Here is an 18,583-nt window from a genome sequence, read left to right as displayed (position 1 = left end):
AAAGCCATCAAAACCTCATCCGTAGACAAACAGCCCTGAGTAGTCGCGTATAGAAAAAAATAGAGTTAATCTCTGTTCAGGTAGTTCGTATCAAAAACCTTTATAGTCCATAGTTAATCATTGCAAAATCATAACAAAAGTAGCTTGGTTTATACTTGGCAAGACGCATAAGTGAAACAGGTTATATCATGTTTTAATTATATTAAAACGAATATTAATGACATATCATGATATTCTCAATTTGGGACACAATTACCGACTATTCTATAATTGGTTTAATATCATATAACTATTAAAAGAACTTTTAAAACGCTTTTTTAACTTTTAAGCGTTAATATGGCTTTGTTCATCCGGATATTCTCGTTGTTGGAAGAGAAACTAGCTAGTTTCATCTGAAATAACGTGCATTTCATATGATATGAATTTACTCCTTTCGTATAAATACTATGTAAATAAGTGCAATTCACTATTCTATCTTTGCTCTCGTTCTGAAGCACATAAATCACCTCTTAGCATTATATTATATGAAACTCAGCGCTCACCCCTTTCACCCCGTTACCGGCGACCTGCTCCCCTCTTACCGCGACGCCTACCTGCGCGGCGACCTGACCAGCAAGAATACGGCCGCGGTTGACGCCTACCTCAAAGCCAACAGCCAGCACGGCGACGCCACGCTGCGCCGCTACTACGAACTCACTCAAGCCGGCCATCAGGTACAGGCGCTGGGCTGGGTAGCTCGTCAGTTCGAGCTCATCCGCACCGAGCCCCAACGCTTCCGCCGCCGCGCCACTTCGCTGGTCGCAGGCAGCGCCCTGCTCGGCGGAGCCGTGTTCGCCGGCACCTCCCTGCCCACCAACGAGCAAGCTACCTCCAGCGTAACGGTCACTGAACTGCCTGCCGAGCTGCTGGCCTCGACCGAGAGCAGCGCCAGCGCTAGTGCCGCCTCAACCCTGCGCCTGAGCAGCGTGCGCGGCCGCATCCTCGATGAGAACGGCAAGCCCCTGGTTGGCGCTACTGTTATCGACAAAGTCAGTGGCCGGGGCGTGAGCACCGACGCGGCGGGCAACTACACCTTGCTCGTGCCGGCGGCACAGACGCCCGTGTTGCAGTACGGCTATGCCGGCTACAGCGAAGAGGAAGTGCAGCTCACCAGCCGCGGCACCCATAACGTGACGCTGCTGCCTCGCGAAGCCAAAACCAAAAAACACCACTGGTGGCAGTTCTAAGGATTCGCTTATGCATCCTTAAACTCCCAATGAGCTTTATTTAGAGTTTGCCGGTAATAAATTATAAGTTGAGTTTCCGTGCTATAAAGCCCACTAGTTTTACTAGTGGGCTTTCTCGTTTCTATTCTTCTCTATTGTGTAGCTAGCTTGCTACTATTGACCTCTTCAATGGCTTGTTCTTCAGCGAATATATCTGCAAGCAGCGCATCAATAAGGCTTTACTGCTTGGCACAATTACCTACTTAGAATACCTTATCGACTAGAGTTACTCTGCGCGCATCTTTAAGTAGCAGACGGCAAAATCTTGTCCGCCTATCGAAAAACAGGTAGTCACAAGTAAAATTTCTTCCAGGAGAAATTTTTGTTCTATTTTCTGGACTTAGCCCCGTGTACCATTGCACTAGAACAGCTAGAGTATGCCCCAGCTCTTCACCTTATATGCTTGATGTACTTCCCCCTCCTGCCAAGCCTACTTTCTCTGAAGCGCTGCGTTTCTGGCTCAAATTAGGTTTTATAAGCTTCGGCGGCCCGGCGGGGCAAATAGCCGTAATGCACACGGTGCTGGTAGAGCAGAAGCGTTGGATTTCCGATGCTAAATTTCTGCATGCTCTCAACTATTGCATGCTGCTGCCTGGGCCTGAGGCCCAGCAATTAGCGACATATATCGGTTGGCTGCTACACGGTACCCGCGGCGGGTTGGCGGCGGGCATTCTGTTTGTGCTGCCTTCTGTGTTTATTTTGCTCGGGCTGAGCGTGCTCTACATGACGGTGGGTACACTTCCGGCTTTGCAAGGTGTGTTTTTAGGGCTGAAGCCTGCTGTGGTGGCCATTATCATATTGGCCCTAGTCAAGATTGGGCAAAAGTCGCTGCACCGACCACTGCACTATGCGGTGGCAGCTGCCAGCTTCGTGGGCATTTTTTGGATGAATGTACCCTTTCCCATACTTATCCTTAGCGCGGCGGCAGTTGCCTTAGTGGCCCAACGCTTTTTTCCTGCCCCGGCGGCAACAGCCGCTACTCAGGCTAAAGCGGTGCAAGCTGAAGAAGGCTATTACTTGACCACCCGCTCCGTCGTAGCCGGTACTGGCTTTTCGCTGCCTCGTCTGGTGCGTCAGCTTGGGGCCGCGCTGGTGCTTTGGGGTTTGCCACTGGGCGGTCTGGCTCTGACTTCCTCTGATTTTTCTTTCTGGCGCACCCTCACCATGTTCTTCACGCAGGCGGCCTTGGTAACCTTTGGCGGTGCCTATGCAGTGTTACCTTATGTGGCACAGGTGAGCGTGGAAAAATTGCACTGGCTCACCCCTGGGCAGATGCTCGACGGGCTGGCTCTTGGCGAAACCACCCCTGGCCCTCTGATCATGGTCTTAGCCTTCGTGGGTTTCATGGGCGGTTTCACTCATTTCGCTGGTTCCCTGACGCTGGGTGCACTTGGGCTGCTCGTTACCACCTACTACACCTTTTTGCCTAGCTTCGTCTTTATCCTAGTAGGCGCGCCGTTAATTGAGCGTACCCAGCACAACCAGAACCTGCAAGCAGTGCTGGGCGTCGTCACGGCTGCTGTAGTAGGTGTGGTTCTCAATTTGGCGGTGTACCTGGGAAAAGCTGTCCTTTTTCCAACGCAACGTCTAGCCGCAGACCAATTGCACTGGCCCAGCTTAGTCTGGGTGCTTGTGTCATTGTTAGCCCTCTACCGCTTCAAGATCAATCTTATTTTGTGGGTTGTCTTGAGTGCCGCGGTTGGGTTGCTGTACTATTTGTTTTCTCCCCACACTATGGGTATACACTAGTAACCTGCGCCATAGCGCAAGTAAGCTGGCAGGTAATGGAGGCTGATTAATTGCGCTTTAGGGAGACACGAGCCGCTAGTGAAGTAAAAACAGAATCCGAGCCGCATTATAGGTTGCTTAGAATTCTGTTTTTACTTCCTCAATTCCATGTTACCTCCTAGAGCAAGGCGCTACTTGGTGTTCTTTTCAGTTTTCAAAGTAGGATGCCTGATCGAGGTCGGTCAGGAGCCCTGGATAACTGGGGCGCCAACCTAATTGCTGCTGGGTTAAGGCACTGGAAGCTGGGCTGTTGAGACTGAGAAAGTTTGCCAGCCACCCGAAATGACTAGCAGCCTCCTCAGGAGACTTTGAAGCGAGCGGTACATTCAAACGGCGGCTGACGACTGCTGCAATGTCGCGAACAGGCAGACCTTCTTCGGCAACGCCATGGTAGCGCGTGCCTGCTACTCCTTTCTCCATTACTAGCCGGAAGAGCTGAGCCGCATCGAACCGATGCACCGCAGGCCAGCGGTTGAGTCCGTCGCCGATGTATCCTGACACGCCGGTTGACCGTGCAATGCTGATTAGCGCTGGGACAAAGCCGTGGTCACCTTCGCCGTGCACCGATGGCGGTAGGCGCACCACCGCTGAGCGTATACCCTTTGCCGCTAGCGCCAGTGCAGCCTCTTCCGACGGCACACGCGGGGCGCCAACGGAGTTGGGGTCAGCTGCATCGTTTTCAGTTGCGATGCGGTCTGGTGCTAACAACGCCGTTCCGGAGGCAATAACGAAGGGTCGGCCCGAGCCCACAAGTGCGGCGCCAATAGCCTCGATTGCACGCAAGTCGGTTGCACAAGCACCAGGGTAGTCTGAAAAGTCGTGTACGAAGGCGGTATGAATGACACCATCTGAAGCTGCTGCGCCACGCTGCAGGCTATCAAGATCGTCGAGCGACCCTTGGTGGGCTTCAGCGCCCACTGCAGCAAGCGCTTTTACTGCTGCTTCGTTGCGGGCAAGGCCAAGCACTTGGTGGCCTGCGCCGAGTAGTTCTTGCACCACGGCTGAGCCAATAAAGCCGGTTGCGCCAGTTACGAAAATACGCATAGTAGTGGTCCTTTAAGGGTTATGAAATACTCCTCAAAGGTCTGGCAAGAGTGCATCAGCGGATTTGCGCACTTCAAACAGTCTACTGAATAAATCAAACAATGACCTTAGCTCCGGAAGGCGCTTGGCACCAAACCTGTTTGGCGCTTAAAGAAATTACAGAAATGGGCTACATCGGTAAAGCCAAGGCAGTCGGCAATTTCGGAGATGTTCCAGGTGGTTTGCTTTAACAAGATTTTCGCTTCCTGCGCCACGCGGCTGCCGATGAGAGCCGTAGTGGTGCGGCCGGTGGTCTCCTTAAGCACGCGGTTGAGGTGATTGACGTGCACAGCCAGCTGGTCGGCGTAATCTTTGGCTGTGCGCAAGCGTAGTTGCTGCTGCGGGGTTTCCAGCGGAAACTGCCGTTCGAGAAGTTCGGCAAACAGCGCTGTTACTCGGGCCGAGGCGTTTGGAGTATGGGCCAGCGCTGGGGCAGGCTGTAGCTTCTGCCCGAAGTGGATCAGTTCCAGCAAGTAGGTGCGCAGCAAGTCGTACTTATAGGCATAGCCCGACGTTATTTCCTTCGTCATTTTAAGAAAGATAGCCTCAATGGCTGCGTAGTCGGTATCGGTTACTTCCAGCACCGGGTAGGCTCCGGCCTGAAAAATGGGCAACTCTTCCAAGACTACTCCACTCTTAGCGGGCAGCAGAAACTCGTCGGTGAAGATGCAGAAGTAGCCCGTCTGGTTCAGGTCGTGCGGCAGCCACCGATACGGCACCCGGGACGTGGCGAACCACAAACCGTTTTGCGCGATGTCAACCACTTTATCCGCGTTTTCAACCCGGCTACGCCCCCGAATCAAACTGATCTTGTAGAAGGCCCGTCGGTCGAAGGTCATAGGCGGCCGATGGCGGTAATTGGCAATTAGGTCCGCTACTTGAAAGACGTTGAAATGCCCAACCTCCTGCTGGATTCCGGGAGGCAGCAAGGTGTTGGTGGGTGCACCATCTTTGGCAGCCATCTTACTGTAAAATTCTTCGAGCGAGTTCGGCTTCATATCATACAGCTGTAGAAATCAAATATAGCTGGTCCCTCACCGTATTGCACGTCAATGCTGCTTGGGAAATGATAGCACTCATTAGCTGTCCTTCTTCCCGAAGGGCTTAGACAATCTCTCCTTCCGTTAGTGAGATTGTATGGTCCCGATTACTACTGCTCTGGAAGAACGTCTCTCCCCAATCACTAAGCAACCAGTGGGCAAACCAACTGAGGGCTTAGTGCGCCGCAAGTAGTAAGAAACCAACCACGGCATATCAAGCCCTCCTTCTACTGCGACTCGTTGATTTGCAAACTCCAGTAAAATATTGCCGTGAACTGCTGAGTGCTTAGAGATTGAATATTTTTCTCACTCCTTCCGCTAGCGGGGTAGGCTTGCGGCCTAGAAGCTGCTCTAAATCAGCGCTTATTATTTCTTCCTGTCCGTTCTTTATATCGGTCATGAAGCCCACGATGCGCGGAATCATGACGGTTGGTACGCCTCGGCCTTGCAATTGCCGTTCAAAATCAGCAGTTTCAACCGGGGTATAGGCAACCGGTTTGCCGGAGAGGGTGGCCAAGGCAGCTGCTACATCGTGAAAAGAATATGCCTCGCCGCCTGTGAGGTAGTAGGTTTTGTTGGTACAGCTAGTGTCTAGCAGCACATGCGAAATGGCCTCGCCCATTTCGCTGCGCAACGCAAAGGCTACTTTGCCCTCGCCAGCGGGCAAAACAATACCTGAAGTCAGCACGTGCGGGCCCGTAAACTGTGGCAGGGCCTCCATGTACAGGATGTTGCGGAATAAAATGTAAGCTAGGCCACTGGCTTTGATGTAGTCTTCCGTCTGAAAGTGCCGCTCCATCAGCTGGTTGGTAAGCGTGCCAGGGTCTTTCAACGCGCGGCTGGTGTAGGCGATGCATTGTACGCCAGCCTGACGGGCGGCGTCTACTACGTTGTAGTGCTGCTGAAGGGCATCGTCATCGCCGCCGCCCGATATGAGCAGCACCTTTGTTACGCCTTGCATTGCGCGCTCCAACGAGGCTGGGTCACTGTAATCACCGACCCGTATGCTTATTCCTTGGGCTTGCAGGTCAGCGGCTTTATTGGCGTCGCGCACTAAGGCTGCGAGGTTGTTGGGGGCGGTGTTATTGGCTAGCGTCTGAAGCACAGCTCGGCCCAGATGCCCGGTAGCACCAGTTATCAAAATCATACAAACAAGCTTATCTGGTTGAACAAAGGGGTGCAGTGGCTGCCTCCGCTACTTGCTGCTCGGCCGATGAGCAAGTAGTGGAGTGTCTCGCTGTTGTACCAGCAAAGTTCCTAGTTCGTATGCAGGCTGAAATGGCCAGAAGGTGGCAGGATTTGGCTAAATGGCGGCACGCGCACGTACTACACTTGTTTGTAAGCGGTGGGCGAAAGGCCCGTGCTCTTTTTGAAAAACCGGCTAAAGGCAAACTGGTCGGCAAAATGGAGCTTATCGGCTATCTGCTGCATTGGCAGCTTGGTCGTTTGCAACAGGGCTTTAGCTTCTAGCACTACGGCTTCGGCTATTAAGTCGCTGGCCGTTTTGCCGGTTACCTCCCGTACTATTTCGGTTAGGTGCTTCGGCGTGACGCAGAGTTTATCGGCATAAAACGTGACGCTGCGGGCCGACGCGCTATAGGTCTGAATCAGTTGCTTGAACTCCGTGGTCAGTTCTTGGCTCCTAGGGTGGGCTACGGGGAACGGAGCAGGCTCTTGGTCGTACAAAGCGCCTATTTCGTACAGCAGCCCGTTGATGATATTCTTTACAATGTCCCGGCGGTTTGCGTGCGGGGTGCGGTATTTCTGCTGCAGAAAACGGAAGGAAGCGGCAATGTTGGTAGCCTCCGGCGCTGAGAGGGGCAGCACATACGCCGTCGGGTTCAGCAGAAAACCTAGCTTCCCCACATGGGCGTTGTTCTTGGTGATAAAGTCGCTGGTGAAAAAGACCGACAGCGTTTCGTAATCGTCGGAGATGTGCGTCCACTGCTTGATGATGTAGGGCGTAACCAGTACCAAGCAGCCCGGGCTAACGACCGACGTTTGCAGATTGACTTTTAGCTCGGCCGTTCCGCTCAGGCAAAGGCTGATTTTGTAATAGTCGCTGCGGTACGGAACGGAAATGGGTGCAACTGCTTTTCCGCCTGCACAGTGCTCTGGACAAAAGACCTCCGCAGCTGCCTCGTCGTAATCGGCAAACATGTGCAGTTGATACGTCGGAATCTGGGAGTTCATGGGGCGTGGCCAGCGAGCTAGTACAGGTTAAGTCAATATGCTAGTAGCAGTAACAGGACTTTATCAGTGTAAGGTACGCCGTAACCAGCAAAGAGCCGCGGCGAAAGCTACGGCTCTTTGATTCGGCTAATAGGCCAATAGGTTACGGATATGCTTTCAGAACCAGCGTGTATGGCTCGTTAAGATTGAAATCTTTTGATCATCTCCTTTTCTTGCTCGGCATGGTTAGCGGCGAACTGCTTGTGTTGCTCGGCCGTGCGCTCGGTGCCCAAGCTTTCAAGCTGCTTTTGAATGTCGGAGGCCGACAAATTGGTGCCGTATACCGGCGTGCCGGGCTGCTGCCGCCACGACTCGTGCAAGCTGCCAGCATCCACGGGCTCAAAGCCTAGCTCGTCTACCAATTGCATCACTTTCTGTTTGCTCGTGGCATCATCCCCGGCCACGGGCAGGCCGATGCGGTCAGGAGCGCCTGCGGGCTTACCAGCACTTTCCAAATCTCCGGACCCGATGTTGTTGAACACCTTAATCACTGGCCGGCCTAGGTGCTGTTGCACCCATTCGCTTTCGGTTAAGTTGCTCTCGTCGTCGAATTCGGGCATTTGTCCATCACGCAGCAAGGGGTAATAGTTGCTCGTGTCAATCACAACTACCTCGTCGCTGACGCCCTCAAACAAGTCTTTGGGAAGGTCGGGTATACTTTTCAACGGGATGGTTACCACAACGACTTCGCCACTGCGGGCCGCTTCTTGAGCCGTGACAGGCGTAGCGCCCGTTTTTTCGGCTACGTCCTTCAGGGTTTCGGGGCCGCGGGAGTTGGCAATTGATACTGTGTGGCCTAGGCTGGTGAAACGACTTGCAAGGGCACTACCAATGTTGCCGGCACCAATGATTCCAATGTTCATTGTAAGAAGCGGTTAAGAGTTTTCGCAGCCGTTTGTGGGCTGCATGTTGTAAGACCACCCTTAGTACTGAATGTTTGCCCTTTGTGTTGAGCTGTTCTATTACTGCAAGGCCACTTCCTGCGGCAGCTTTTCCCGCACTTTGTATTCTTCTAGGTCGAGTAGAGCCAAATACTTGCGAATCACTTCTTCGTCGAAATCGGCGCGGCGGTTCATCTCGTGCAGTAGGTCGCGTTGCTGATTCAGGAGTTTCAAATAGCTGTGCTGAAACTGTTGCAACGTTTCTTCGCGGGTGTGACTTCCGTCTTCCAACTGCTGCACCAGAAAGTGCTCATCGAGCTGTAGGCGCATACGCAGGTTGTGTAGGTAGTCATTGGGGAGAGTGCCCGGTCCGTGGTTTTCTTCCAAGTAGCGCAGAGCAAGTTGGGCGAGCTTTTTCTGCACCAGCAGTTCTTGACGCTCCTCCGGAATGATGGTGTATTTGTCTTCCAGGTTCAGTTTTTCAATCAGCCAGGGCAACGTCAAGCCTTGAAACACCAGCGTGACCAAAATGACTACGAAGGTGATAAACAAGATGAGGTCGCGGTACGGGAAGGGCTGGCCCTGCGGGGTAAGCAGCGGCACCGACAAGGCCGCGGCCAGCGACACCACCCCGCGCATGCCCGCCCAACCCGTGATGATTGGCAATTTCCAGCCGGGATTGGCATCGCCAACGGTGATGAAGCGGCTGGCAAATCGAGTGAACAAGGAGGCGCCAAACGCACACAACAGCCGGGCAACGATGAGCACCAACGAAACAAGCAGCCCATACCCAATTGCCCGCCCGAGGGTGATGTTGCCGAGTTGCTGCGTGATAGAGGGCAGTTGCAGCCCAATAAGCAGGAAAATGAAGCCGTTGAAGATGAAGCTCAGCACCGTCCACACGTTCACGCTCTCAATCCGGCTGCGGTAGGTGAGCATGGTATTGCGCTTGCTCGATAGCAACAACCCGCCGCTCACTACGGCCAGCACGCCCGAATAATGAAAATGCTCGGCCATGTAGTACATGCTGTACGGCGTTACCAGCGTCAGGGCCACATCCATACTTGGCGTGGTGGGCAGCCAGCGGTGAATAGCATAGAACAAGAAGCCTAGCGCGACGCCGATTAGGGTGCCTAACACAATCACTAGAAAAAAGCTGGTGGTTGCTTCACTGAACACGAACTGCCCGGTAAGCACGGCTGCCAGCGCAAACCGAAATACAATCAGGGAGGACGCGTCGTTGAGCAGACTTTCGCCTTCAATCACGCTCACCAGCCCCTTCGGCACTTTCACCTGCCGCATAATGGTAGTGGCCGAAATGGCATCGGGCGGCGACACAATGCCGCCTAGCAAAAACCCCAGCGCTAGCGTGAAACCCGGAATCAGCCAGTGAGACACCACTGCTACAATGCAGGAGGTGATGATGACAATAGGAAACGCGAAGCTGGCAATAATGCGGCGCCATCGGCAGAACTCCTTCCACGACACCTGCCAGGCCGCTTCGTACAACAGCGGAGGCAGAAAAATCAGAAAAACTATCTCGGGGTTGATGGTAAGGTTAGTGAACAACCCGGTGAAGCTAAGCGCCAAGCCGCCTAGCACTAGCACTATCGGGTAGGCCAGTCGGAGCCTATTTGCAACCATCACCAGCGCCAGAACAATCAATATCAAGTAAACGAACTGAGAGAAGAGCTCTTGCATATAGAGCTAACAGCAGTGAAAGCAACGACAGCCTGAACATAGGCCTCAACAAGGTACTTCTACGCATACAGATTCTGATAATCACCCGTCTCCTGGAACTAGTATTAGACTAGTGCTAGGGTTATTGACAACTCTATGTTACCGCGCACTTCTCCCGTGAGACGATGCTTTTAGTGAAACACCAAACAGACACCTATGCGAGTGCAAGAGTTAGTCCGTGTTTTGTGTGGTAGAAACAATGGTCTGTGTGGCTCCAGTATTGGCAGGACGTTGGAGATTTACGGCGCTGTCTGCATTACCTTTATATAGCTATGAAAGCCCCGGCTAAAGATTTTCGCGTGCTGGCTACCGTCACCGACTACACCCGCTTCTACGGGCTGCCGGCGCCGGCGCATCCGCTGCTCACCCTTATCGACTTGGGCCAGGCGCGCGAACAAGCCAATGGGGTCGACCTGACGCCGATGCTCGGGCCAATAGTACCGCAGCTATACACTGTTTTTCTGAAGCGCGGCCTCAACGGCCCTCTCTACTACGGGCACCGGTCCTACGATTTTCAAGAGGGTGTGCTCGGCTTTGCCGCACCCGGCCAGGTGTTTCAGATAGACGAAGTATCGGACACCTCACAGCTGACCGGTTGGATGCTGGTTTTCCACCCTGATTTGCTGCTGAAGTATCCGCTGGCCCAGAAAATAGCGGGCTACGGGTTCTTCTCCTACGATGTGCACGAGGCCCTGCACCTGTCTGCGCAAGAAGAAGCCCTACTCGCCGGCCTGCTACAGGCCCTCAAGCTGGAATACGAACGGCCCATCGACGCTTTCAGCCAAGATGTGCTTGTCTCGCAGCTGGAAGTACTGCTCAATTACGCCAACCGCTTTTATCATCGGCAGTTCCTGACCCGGCGGGCGCATGAACACGATTTGCTTAGCCGCTTCGATGGGCTGCTGCGTAGCTATTTCGCGCAGGACAACGAACTCCCCCTGCCCACTGTGCAGCACTTTGCCGATGCCCTGCACGTCTCTCCAGCCTACCTAAGCGACATGTTGCGCACACTCACGGGCCAAACCACGCAGCAACACATTCACCACCAGCTTATAGAAAAGGCCAAGCACCTGCTCCTGACCACTTCGCTGTCTATCAACGAAACGGCCTTTCAACTCGGCTTCGAGTACCCGCATTACTTTAGTCGGCTCTTCAAAAGCAAAACTGGTCTTACACCAGCCGCCTTCCGCTTCTCGGCGCAATAGGGCTGCGTATTTATAGCTCTTGAAGAAGCTGTTATTCACCGAATAAGTCGGAAAACAATGCGGCTGCTAAGCTGTGTTATGGCTGCTCTTCAGCTACAAAGCTAAAATCCTCACAGGCTTGCTCGCTGCCGGCTATAGTAAAACTAAGCCAGCCATGGCTTATGCCACATGGGTGTGAAGCATTTCTCTAATTTTTTACATTTACTGTACTAGGCACACAACTCCCGTTGGTACAGCGCTAAGGCCATTTTCGACGCGAATAGTATTCAGTTCCTACACCACGTCCAAGCAGTTATTTGTCTGGAAGTTGCTTGAGTGCTTGTGTATTAGCAGTTGTGCATGCTGTAATATGTTAACTTTATACCTGCCTCTTATATTCTAAGCCCGTTTTTCCCTGGTTTAATCCGATTTTTCGGGCTTGCTTACTCCCGGTTACTGTATTCTGCCTCCTGCATGCCTGGCTTTTTCAACCACTTGCCTATCACCTCTTCCACTACGCCTACCGAACCACCGGCCGGCGGGGATAAAAGCTTGTCTTTCGACGAGCATAGAGCAGGGTTGAAAACAACTTCAGCAGGCTCGGTGGCCAATATCCTGGTTGTCGTTGACAATGCCGATACACGCAGCTACGTGCAGCGCATTCTAGCTCAGCAGCCGCAGTGGATTGTTCAAACTGCCACCGATGGCCTACAAGCCCTGGAAGGTATTGCGCAGCAGCTGCCCGACTTGATTCTCTCCGACGTGATGCTGGCGCGCCTCGACAGCTTTGGGCTACTCCAGGCCCTGAAACAGGACGCCCGCACGGCTCGCATTCCGGTGGTACTGCTCTTACCCCGCGCTGACGATCATGCTACAATAGAAGAACCCGACTGGAACGCCGATGAGTATTTGGTCGAGCCGTTTGCAGCCCGTGAACTGCTGGCCCGCGTGCGTACTCAACTTGAGCTCACCCGCGCCCGCCAGGAAAACGCCAAATTGCGAGCCGCCGAGCAGCAGCTCGTCGCCAGTGAGCAGCACTACCGCTTGCTGATTGAGGAAGCCCTGGTTGCAACAGCTTTGTTCCTGGGCCCCGAAATCCGCATTCAATATGCCAATGCCACCATGCTAGCCTTTTGGGGCAAAGACGCTTCGGTGCATGGAAAAACCATTCGGGAGGCGTTACCGGAACTGGAAGGTCAGCCATTCCCGGCCTTGCTCGAACAAGTGTATGCTACCGGAGAGGCCTACGTTGGGGTGCGGGAGCCAGCCACGCTGCTAGTGGAAGGCCACCTGAAAACATCGTATTTCAACTTCACTTACAAGCCTTTGCGCAATGAGGCTGGGGAGGTATATGGCATCCATCACACGGCCATCGACGTGACGGAAGAAGTGCAGAGCCAGCAGCAAATCGAGGAAGAAAAAGAGCGGGCCCAACTAGCCATTGAAGTAGGCGGCTTGGGAGTATTCGAATCCGACCTTGCCACGCAGGAACTAGTGGCCGACCAACGATTCAACGAAATCCTCGGTTTCGATGGTCCCCAAACTCGCAACAGTTACTTATCGGTTTTCCATCCTGACGATGCGGCCAACCGTGCGCAGGCCATAGAGCAAGGACTACAAACCGGCTCGTTCGAGTACGAAGCGCGCTTTATCCATGTAGTTACCAAGCAGGTGCGCTGGGTGAAAATCCGGGCCCGCATCTACCGCAATGCGCTGGGCAAGCCGGCGGCGGTGCTAGGCGTGGCCCAGGATACCACCGAGCAGAGAACCTACACCGCCGCGCTTCACGAAAGCGAACAGCGCTTCCGCATTCTGGCCGATGCGGCGCCCAATCAGGTGTGGGCCGTCAACCCCGATTCTACCATCCGCTACATCAACCGAGCCTTCCTCGACTTTGTAGGCGTCGAGCAAGAGCAGTACTTAGTTACCGGTTGGGGGCCGTACATGCACCCTGAGGAACTGGAAAGTGCGCAGCAAACGCTAACCCAGGCCATTAGCGCGCGTGCGCCTTATCGGCTGGAGCACCGTATGCGCCGCCACGACGGGCAGTATCGTTGGCTGCTGGCCCAAGGTGCGCCGAGCTACTACCCCAATGGAGAGTTGTACGGCTACGTGGGCTCGGCCATCGACATCACCGAATTGAAAGAAACCAACCAGCAGTTGGTGCGCACCAATACCGACCTAGACAACTTCATTTACACCGCCTCCCACGACCTCAAAGCGCCAATCACCAACATCGAAGGCTTGCTTTCTACACTGGCCGAAGAACTACCCACCGAGCAGCGCAACGAAGAAGTCACCTTTATCCTGGGCCTGATGCAGGGTGCAGTGGAGCGCTTCAAACGTACCATCGAGCACCTCACCGATATCAGCAAGCTACAGCAGGAGCACACCCTGGTTACGACGGAAGTGAATCTGGCTGAAATCGTGGAAGACGTGCGTCTGGACCTAGCCCCGCTGCTGCAAGACACCGGAACCAAGCTCGACGTTAAGGTAGGCGGGTGCCCGAATGTCCGTTTCTCGGCAAAGAATCTGCGCTCGGTGGTGTACAATTTGCTTAGCAATGCCATTAAGTATCATTCCCCGGCGCGGGTGCCGCAAGTGCAGATCCACTGCCTCGTCACTGCTGAGCACCACATACTAACCGTAACCGACAACGGACAGGGCATTGAAGCCCGACAGCTTGGCCAGCTATTCACCATGTTTCAACGCTTCCACACGCACGTAGAGGGTTCGGGGGTAGGCTTATACATGGTCAAGAAGATGGTGGAAAACGCCGGCGGCCGCATCGAGGTGCAAAGTCAAGTAAATGTGGGCTCTACTTTCACCGTGTATTTCCCTCGCTAAGCGAGCTGTCGGGCTAAACGAGAAGTTTGGTTTAGCATATTTCGCAGCATGCTTTCACCAACAGCCACCCGCGAGAAAAGCAGCTCAACTACTCAGTAATTCACTGTCCTTTTGCTACTTACAAAGCGCTTGGCTTGGCAAACTGGCAGCAAATGAGTTTATTTAAGTTACTCGCCTGTGTTGCTGTGCCTGACTTTCTATCTGCCCATTTGTTGAAGAGGGCAGCTTACCTGTTCTGAAAGCACACCTTTCTTTGCTGCATGCATTTCCCCTCGATGTCCAACAACTCACCTACGTTTTCGGAGCCTAACCGCTTAGCCTCGGTGCCTGGCGGGGCCCAGGCCGTACTGCATTGTTTGCCCGGGGCCGTGGTGGTGATTAACCAGAATTGGGTAGTACAACTGGCTAATGCGGCGGCAGAGCAGCTATTTGATCGAAGTTCCACAGGCATGGTGGGGCTCTCCTTGGTTGCTATGCTGCCAGAGGAGCTAGTTAAGAAGCTAAGGCAGGCTCAAATAGAGGCCGCCGGGAAGTTTTTTACGCTGGAGCACTATAATGACGGCCCGCACAAGTGGTTGTGCTGGAAGGGTGTATCCTTGCAGGAGTGTGTGGTGTTAACCGTGGAAGACATCAGCGCCTACAAGCAAGCCGGACAAGTGTTCCGGCAAACTCACCAGCAGCTAGAAGCCATATTTGATGCTATACCCGCCCAACTTGGCTACTATGAGGCCGTGCGCGACGCTCAAGGCCGATTGATCGATTTGCGCTCCATGGCAGTGAATCAGGCTTCCAGTACCAAGATGCTTCTAGTTGGTGATTCCGCGGGGCAACTTATGTCCACTCAGGTGCCAGGCTTACGGGAGCTGCCGGTTTGGCAAACTATCCAGCAAGTTATCGAGACCGGGGAAACGCAGCAGTTGGAACTTCAGCACACGTTCGGCGACCACACGGTGTGGTTTGATGTGTGCTACAGCCGCTTCGGTGATGGCCTCATTAATGCCTCAATCGACATCACCGCCCGTAAGGTACTCGAGGATGAATTGCGCGCGGGCAAAGCTATGTTACAAGCCGTATTCGACAGTTCTACACTGGCCCTACATGTGTTGCGCAGCATACGCGACGCCGAAGGTCGCATCGTAGACTTCGAGGTGATTTTAGCAAACAAGCCTGCTGAAATAGAAGCAGGTGGACCACTGGTGGGCAAGCGCATGCTCGTCGACTGGCCCCATAGCCGGAAAGTAGGGCTCTTCGATGGCATAGTGCGCACCGTGGAAACCGGACAAGCACTGGATTTAGAGCACTACTACGATGGCGAAGGCATGCAGGATTGGTACCGCTGGACGGCCGTTAAGCTCGGCGACGGCGTAGCGTCAACGGTGGAAAATATCACGGCCCGCCAGCAAGCTACCGCCGAGCAGCTGCGCCGGGAGCGTGTTCAGCAGCAGGAGCTTGCTAATGCCGTGCTCGAAGCGCAGGAAACCGAGCGCCGGCGCATTGCCGAAAGCTTGCACAACGGGCTGGGTCAGCAGCTATATGCCGCTCAACTGCACCTGCACCAGCTAATGCCTACCGCTCCCCCTGCCGCATTTGCGGAAAGCATGCGGCAAACGCAGGTACTGCTCCAGAACGCTATCCGGCAAGCCCGCACCCTCTCGCACCAACTCATGCCCACCGTGCTAGAAGATTTCGGCTTGACTGTGGCCCTGCGAGACATCAGCCAAAACTTCACCACCCCGCAGCTACGCTTTACCACGGAGGTAGAAACACTGCCGGAATTGCCGCCGACCCTGCAATTGGCCTTGTATCGCATGGCGCAGGAGTTGGCCAACAACGTTGTAAAGCATGCCAGCGCCACTGATGCTGTTATGCAATTGCGCGCTCCAGATGGCTGGCTGGAACTCGAGGTAAAAGACAATGGCCTCGGCTTTGACCCCGCACAGCGCAGCCGAGAAGGCTTAGGCCTGCAACTATTGACCGATCGGGTGCAACTGCTTGGCGGGCAACTTACCGTAATTTCCTCGCCCGAATCGGGCACGCAAGTTCAGATTCGCATACCCCGCCAAGCGCACACTGCGGCTAGATAAGCCGGAGCAATTACTTTGTTACAAACGCGCTGCAAATTCAAGTGAAGCGCATAGCCAACGTCGCAGCACTTCAAGTTGGGATGCTAGGTAGCTAGTGGGCTAATTCTTGAAGCCCAGTAGTAGGGTTGGTTGTTCGAGTATTATAACACCATCTGGCCGGGCCAACAGGCGTATGCGGCAGCACTCTGCTGTGACACTAGCTTACGGCCGTCACATACTTGAGGCCAAGGTTGGGTGTAATCCTTTGTTTGAGTGGCCTTACTGCTCGTCATTAGAAACCTTACGCGCTTTAGCCTGGTAGAGAAAATTATCTGCTTCGCCTGACTTACTGCTTATAGACTATGGCTCCAACCTCTCAGCCTCAGCACAAGCGCACCAGTAAGATTTGCCAAGAAATTGGCCGTTCTAGCTAAACCCAGCACCAGCTGATTTCAGTTGACCTAGGGGCCCGAGCGAGCTGACTAGCATCAAGTATAGTTCGAGAAATACGTATAGCAAGTCCCCCATCCGAATCCGTACTTCCCCACCGAATCACACTTCATTTTTGCTATCTATCTTCTAAAGTCCAGCCGATGAGCAGCTATAGTATCGAGCAAATCTTGCGGGGCGACGTACCGCGCGTTGGACAACCGCAGCCACTAGCCGCCGATCCGCACCTTATGCCGGTGAGTTTGCGCGTCAATAACCACGTGTACATGCTCCAGCTCGAGCCGCGGGTAAGCTTGTTGGATACGTTGCGCGAGTTTCTGGGCCTGACCGGCACCAAGAAAGGCTGTAACCAAGGCGCTTGCGGGGCCTGCACTGTGCTTGTGAATGGGGAACGAATCAAGTCGTGTTTGACGCTGGCCGTGATGCACGAAGGCCATGACATTACCACTATCGAAGGCCTTGGCCAGCCCAACCAACTGCACCCTTTGCAAGCAGCCTTCATCGAGCACGACGGCTTTCAGTGCGGGTACTGTACACCCGGCCAGATTTGTTCGGCAGTAGCCATGCTCCGCGAGGTGGAACAGGGAGATGCCAGCTTCGTAAGCGAAGACCTTACGGCCACTGAAGTGAACCTGACTGATGAGGAAATGCGCGAGCGAATGAGCGGCAACATCTGCCGTTGCGGAGCCTATGTAGGCATCATGAACGCTATTCGGGAAGTGTACGAACAGCAGCAAAAGGGTCCGCGCATATGAGAGGCTTTACCTACACCCGCGCCTCCGATGCCGATACGGCCATTCGTGCCGTAGTCCACAACGCGGAAGCCAAATTCATTGGAGGTGGTACCAACCTGGTGGATTTGATGCGCGAAAATGTAGAGCGCCCTAGTGAAGTTGTGGACGTGAACGGGCTGCCTTTTGCGCAGATCGAGGAGTTGCCCAATGGCAGTCTACGCCTCGGAGCTATGGCCCGCAACAGCCACACGGCCAACCATCCGCTGGTGCGTGTGCGGTACCCGGTGCTGGCGCAGGCGCTGCTCAGCGCAGCCTCGCCGCAGCTACGCAACATGGCTACTAACGCCGGCAACCTGCTGCAGCGCACCCGTTGCTACTATTTTTACGACACCACCGCGCCTTGCAACAAGCGCCAACCTGGCACCGGCTGCAGCGCCCTCGCCGGCTACAATCGCCTGCATGCCATCCTGGGCACTAGCCCGCAGTGCATTGCTACCCACCCTTCCGACATGACCGTGGCGCTGGCCGCCCTCGATGCTATAGTGCAAGTACAAGGGCCCAACGGTCAGCGCAGCCTTCCAATAGCCGACTTCCACCGCCTACCCGGCGACACGCCAGAGCGCGACACCAACCTTGGCCACGACGAGCTGATAACGGCCATCGATCTGCCCGCGCTACCCTTCGCTCGTCACTCACTCTACTTAAAAGTGCGCGACCGGCCCAGTTTCGCCTTTGCGCTGGTATCGGTGGCGGGAGTGCTGAAACTATCCGATAACCGCATTCAGGAGGTGCGGCTGGCGTTGGGGGGTGTGGCTCACAAACCCTGGCGAGCACACAAAGCCGAAGAAATATTGACAGGTGCCCCGGCCACGCCCGAGCTATTCCGCCGTGCCGCCGAGGCCGAGCTACAAACTGCGGTGGGCTTCGAGCACAACGCCTTCAAAATCGAGTTGGCCAAGCGCATCATGGTCCGCGCACTCACCACCCTGACTGAGCGCCGCCTCGCATAACTTTTACAATCGTCAGTGAAGCCAGTGCGCAAGGCTCATTTGCCAGCAAAGACATTTCAAAATTTAGACGGGCGTGTTCTTATATATTACTTCAAATCAGATGTTTATATTTAATAAAGAAGCCCGACAGGTTGTCCTTTATAAAGGTGTAATTGACCTGTGTTTTGCTTATATTTAAGATAGGTACGCTTATCCTATCGAACGGGGTTGACGTGTGATTTTGATAGTGGATGTGCAAGGAGTATTGACGCAGATCTAGTCGCAGA

Annotated in this window: 13 protein-coding genes; 7 read left to right on the top strand and 6 right to left on the bottom strand. The window is 54.1% G+C overall.

Going from position 1 to position 18,583, the window contains the following annotated elements:
* The first annotated feature begins 524 nt into the window (after window positions 1-524).
* On the top strand, window positions 525-1,226 hold the full coding sequence (locus P1X16_RS29705) for a carboxypeptidase-like regulatory domain-containing protein (protein WP_277236399.1): 702 nt from the start codon (window positions 525-527) through the stop codon (window positions 1,224-1,226).
* A gap of 438 nt (window positions 1,227-1,664) precedes the next feature.
* Entirely contained in the window at window positions 1,665-3,014 is a 1,350-nt protein-coding gene (gene chrA / locus P1X16_RS29700; RefSeq protein WP_277236398.1) for a chromate efflux transporter, read from the top strand.
* A 186-nt stretch (window positions 3,015-3,200) separates the two neighbouring features.
* Here chrA and P1X16_RS29695 read toward each other — a convergent pair whose 3' ends face one another.
* From P1X16_RS29695 to P1X16_RS29670, 6 genes are all read right to left on the bottom strand, one after another.
* Window positions 3,201-4,097 carry an SDR family oxidoreductase gene (locus P1X16_RS29695; protein WP_277236397.1) on the bottom strand — a complete coding sequence of 299 codons (897 nt, stop codon included), beginning with the start codon at window positions 4,095-4,097 and terminating at the stop codon, window positions 3,201-3,203.
* A gap of 107 nt (window positions 4,098-4,204) precedes the next feature.
* On the bottom strand, window positions 4,205-5,134 hold the full coding sequence (locus P1X16_RS29690; RefSeq protein WP_277236396.1) for an AraC family transcriptional regulator: 930 nt from the start codon (window positions 5,132-5,134) through the stop codon (window positions 4,205-4,207).
* A 328-nt stretch (window positions 5,135-5,462) separates the two neighbouring features.
* Entirely contained in the window at window positions 5,463-6,323 is an 861-nt protein-coding gene (locus P1X16_RS29685) for an SDR family oxidoreductase (protein WP_277236395.1), read from the bottom strand.
* A gap of 179 nt (window positions 6,324-6,502) precedes the next feature.
* Window positions 6,503-7,369 carry a helix-turn-helix transcriptional regulator gene (locus tag P1X16_RS29680; RefSeq protein WP_277236394.1) on the bottom strand — a complete coding sequence of 289 codons (867 nt, stop codon included), beginning with the start codon at window positions 7,367-7,369 and terminating at the stop codon, window positions 6,503-6,505.
* Between the two features lie 179 nt (window positions 7,370-7,548).
* Complete coding sequence (locus tag P1X16_RS29675) at window positions 7,549-8,271, bottom strand: NADPH-dependent F420 reductase (protein WP_277236393.1); 723 nt, start codon at window positions 8,269-8,271, stop codon at window positions 7,549-7,551.
* Between the two features lie 99 nt (window positions 8,272-8,370).
* The gene (locus tag P1X16_RS29670; protein ID WP_277236392.1) at window positions 8,371-9,990 is read right to left on the bottom strand and encodes a Na+/H+ antiporter; all 1,620 of its coding nucleotides are present in this window, start codon (window positions 9,988-9,990) and stop codon (window positions 8,371-8,373) included.
* Between the two features lie 311 nt (window positions 9,991-10,301).
* On the opposite strand from P1X16_RS29670, the gene P1X16_RS29665 reads away from it, so the two are divergent.
* The 5 genes from P1X16_RS29665 (at window position 10,302) to P1X16_RS29645 (ending at window position 18,317) form a co-directional block, all read left to right on the top strand.
* Complete coding sequence (locus P1X16_RS29665) at window positions 10,302-11,234, top strand: helix-turn-helix transcriptional regulator (RefSeq protein WP_277236391.1); 933 nt, start codon at window positions 10,302-10,304, stop codon at window positions 11,232-11,234.
* Window positions 11,235-11,687: 453 nt separating this feature from the next.
* Window positions 11,688-14,060: a PAS domain S-box protein gene (locus P1X16_RS29660; RefSeq protein WP_277236390.1), complete on the top strand. Its 2,373-nt coding sequence runs from the start codon at window positions 11,688-11,690 to the stop codon at window positions 14,058-14,060.
* A 260-nt stretch (window positions 14,061-14,320) separates the two neighbouring features.
* On the top strand, window positions 14,321-16,144 hold the full coding sequence (locus P1X16_RS29655; protein WP_277236389.1) for a PAS domain-containing sensor histidine kinase: 1,824 nt from the start codon (window positions 14,321-14,323) through the stop codon (window positions 16,142-16,144).
* A 572-nt stretch (window positions 16,145-16,716) separates the two neighbouring features.
* Complete coding sequence (locus tag P1X16_RS29650) at window positions 16,717-17,328, top strand: 2Fe-2S iron-sulfur cluster-binding protein (protein ID WP_277236388.1); 612 nt, start codon at window positions 16,717-16,719, stop codon at window positions 17,326-17,328.
* Window positions 17,325-18,317: a xanthine dehydrogenase family protein subunit M gene (locus tag P1X16_RS29645; RefSeq protein ID WP_277236387.1), complete on the top strand. Its 993-nt coding sequence runs from the start codon at window positions 17,325-17,327 to the stop codon at window positions 18,315-18,317. The genes P1X16_RS29650 and P1X16_RS29645 overlap by 4 nt, the downstream gene beginning before the upstream one ends.
* Window positions 18,318-18,583: the final 266 nt, after the last annotated feature.

This window comes from Hymenobacter sp. YC55 (genome assembly GCF_029433095.1).
Lineage (GTDB): Bacteria > Bacteroidota > Bacteroidia > Cytophagales > Hymenobacteraceae > Hymenobacter.
The sequence above is the reverse complement of the archived record's forward strand: the minus strand, read 5'-3'. Positions and strand labels throughout refer to the sequence as shown.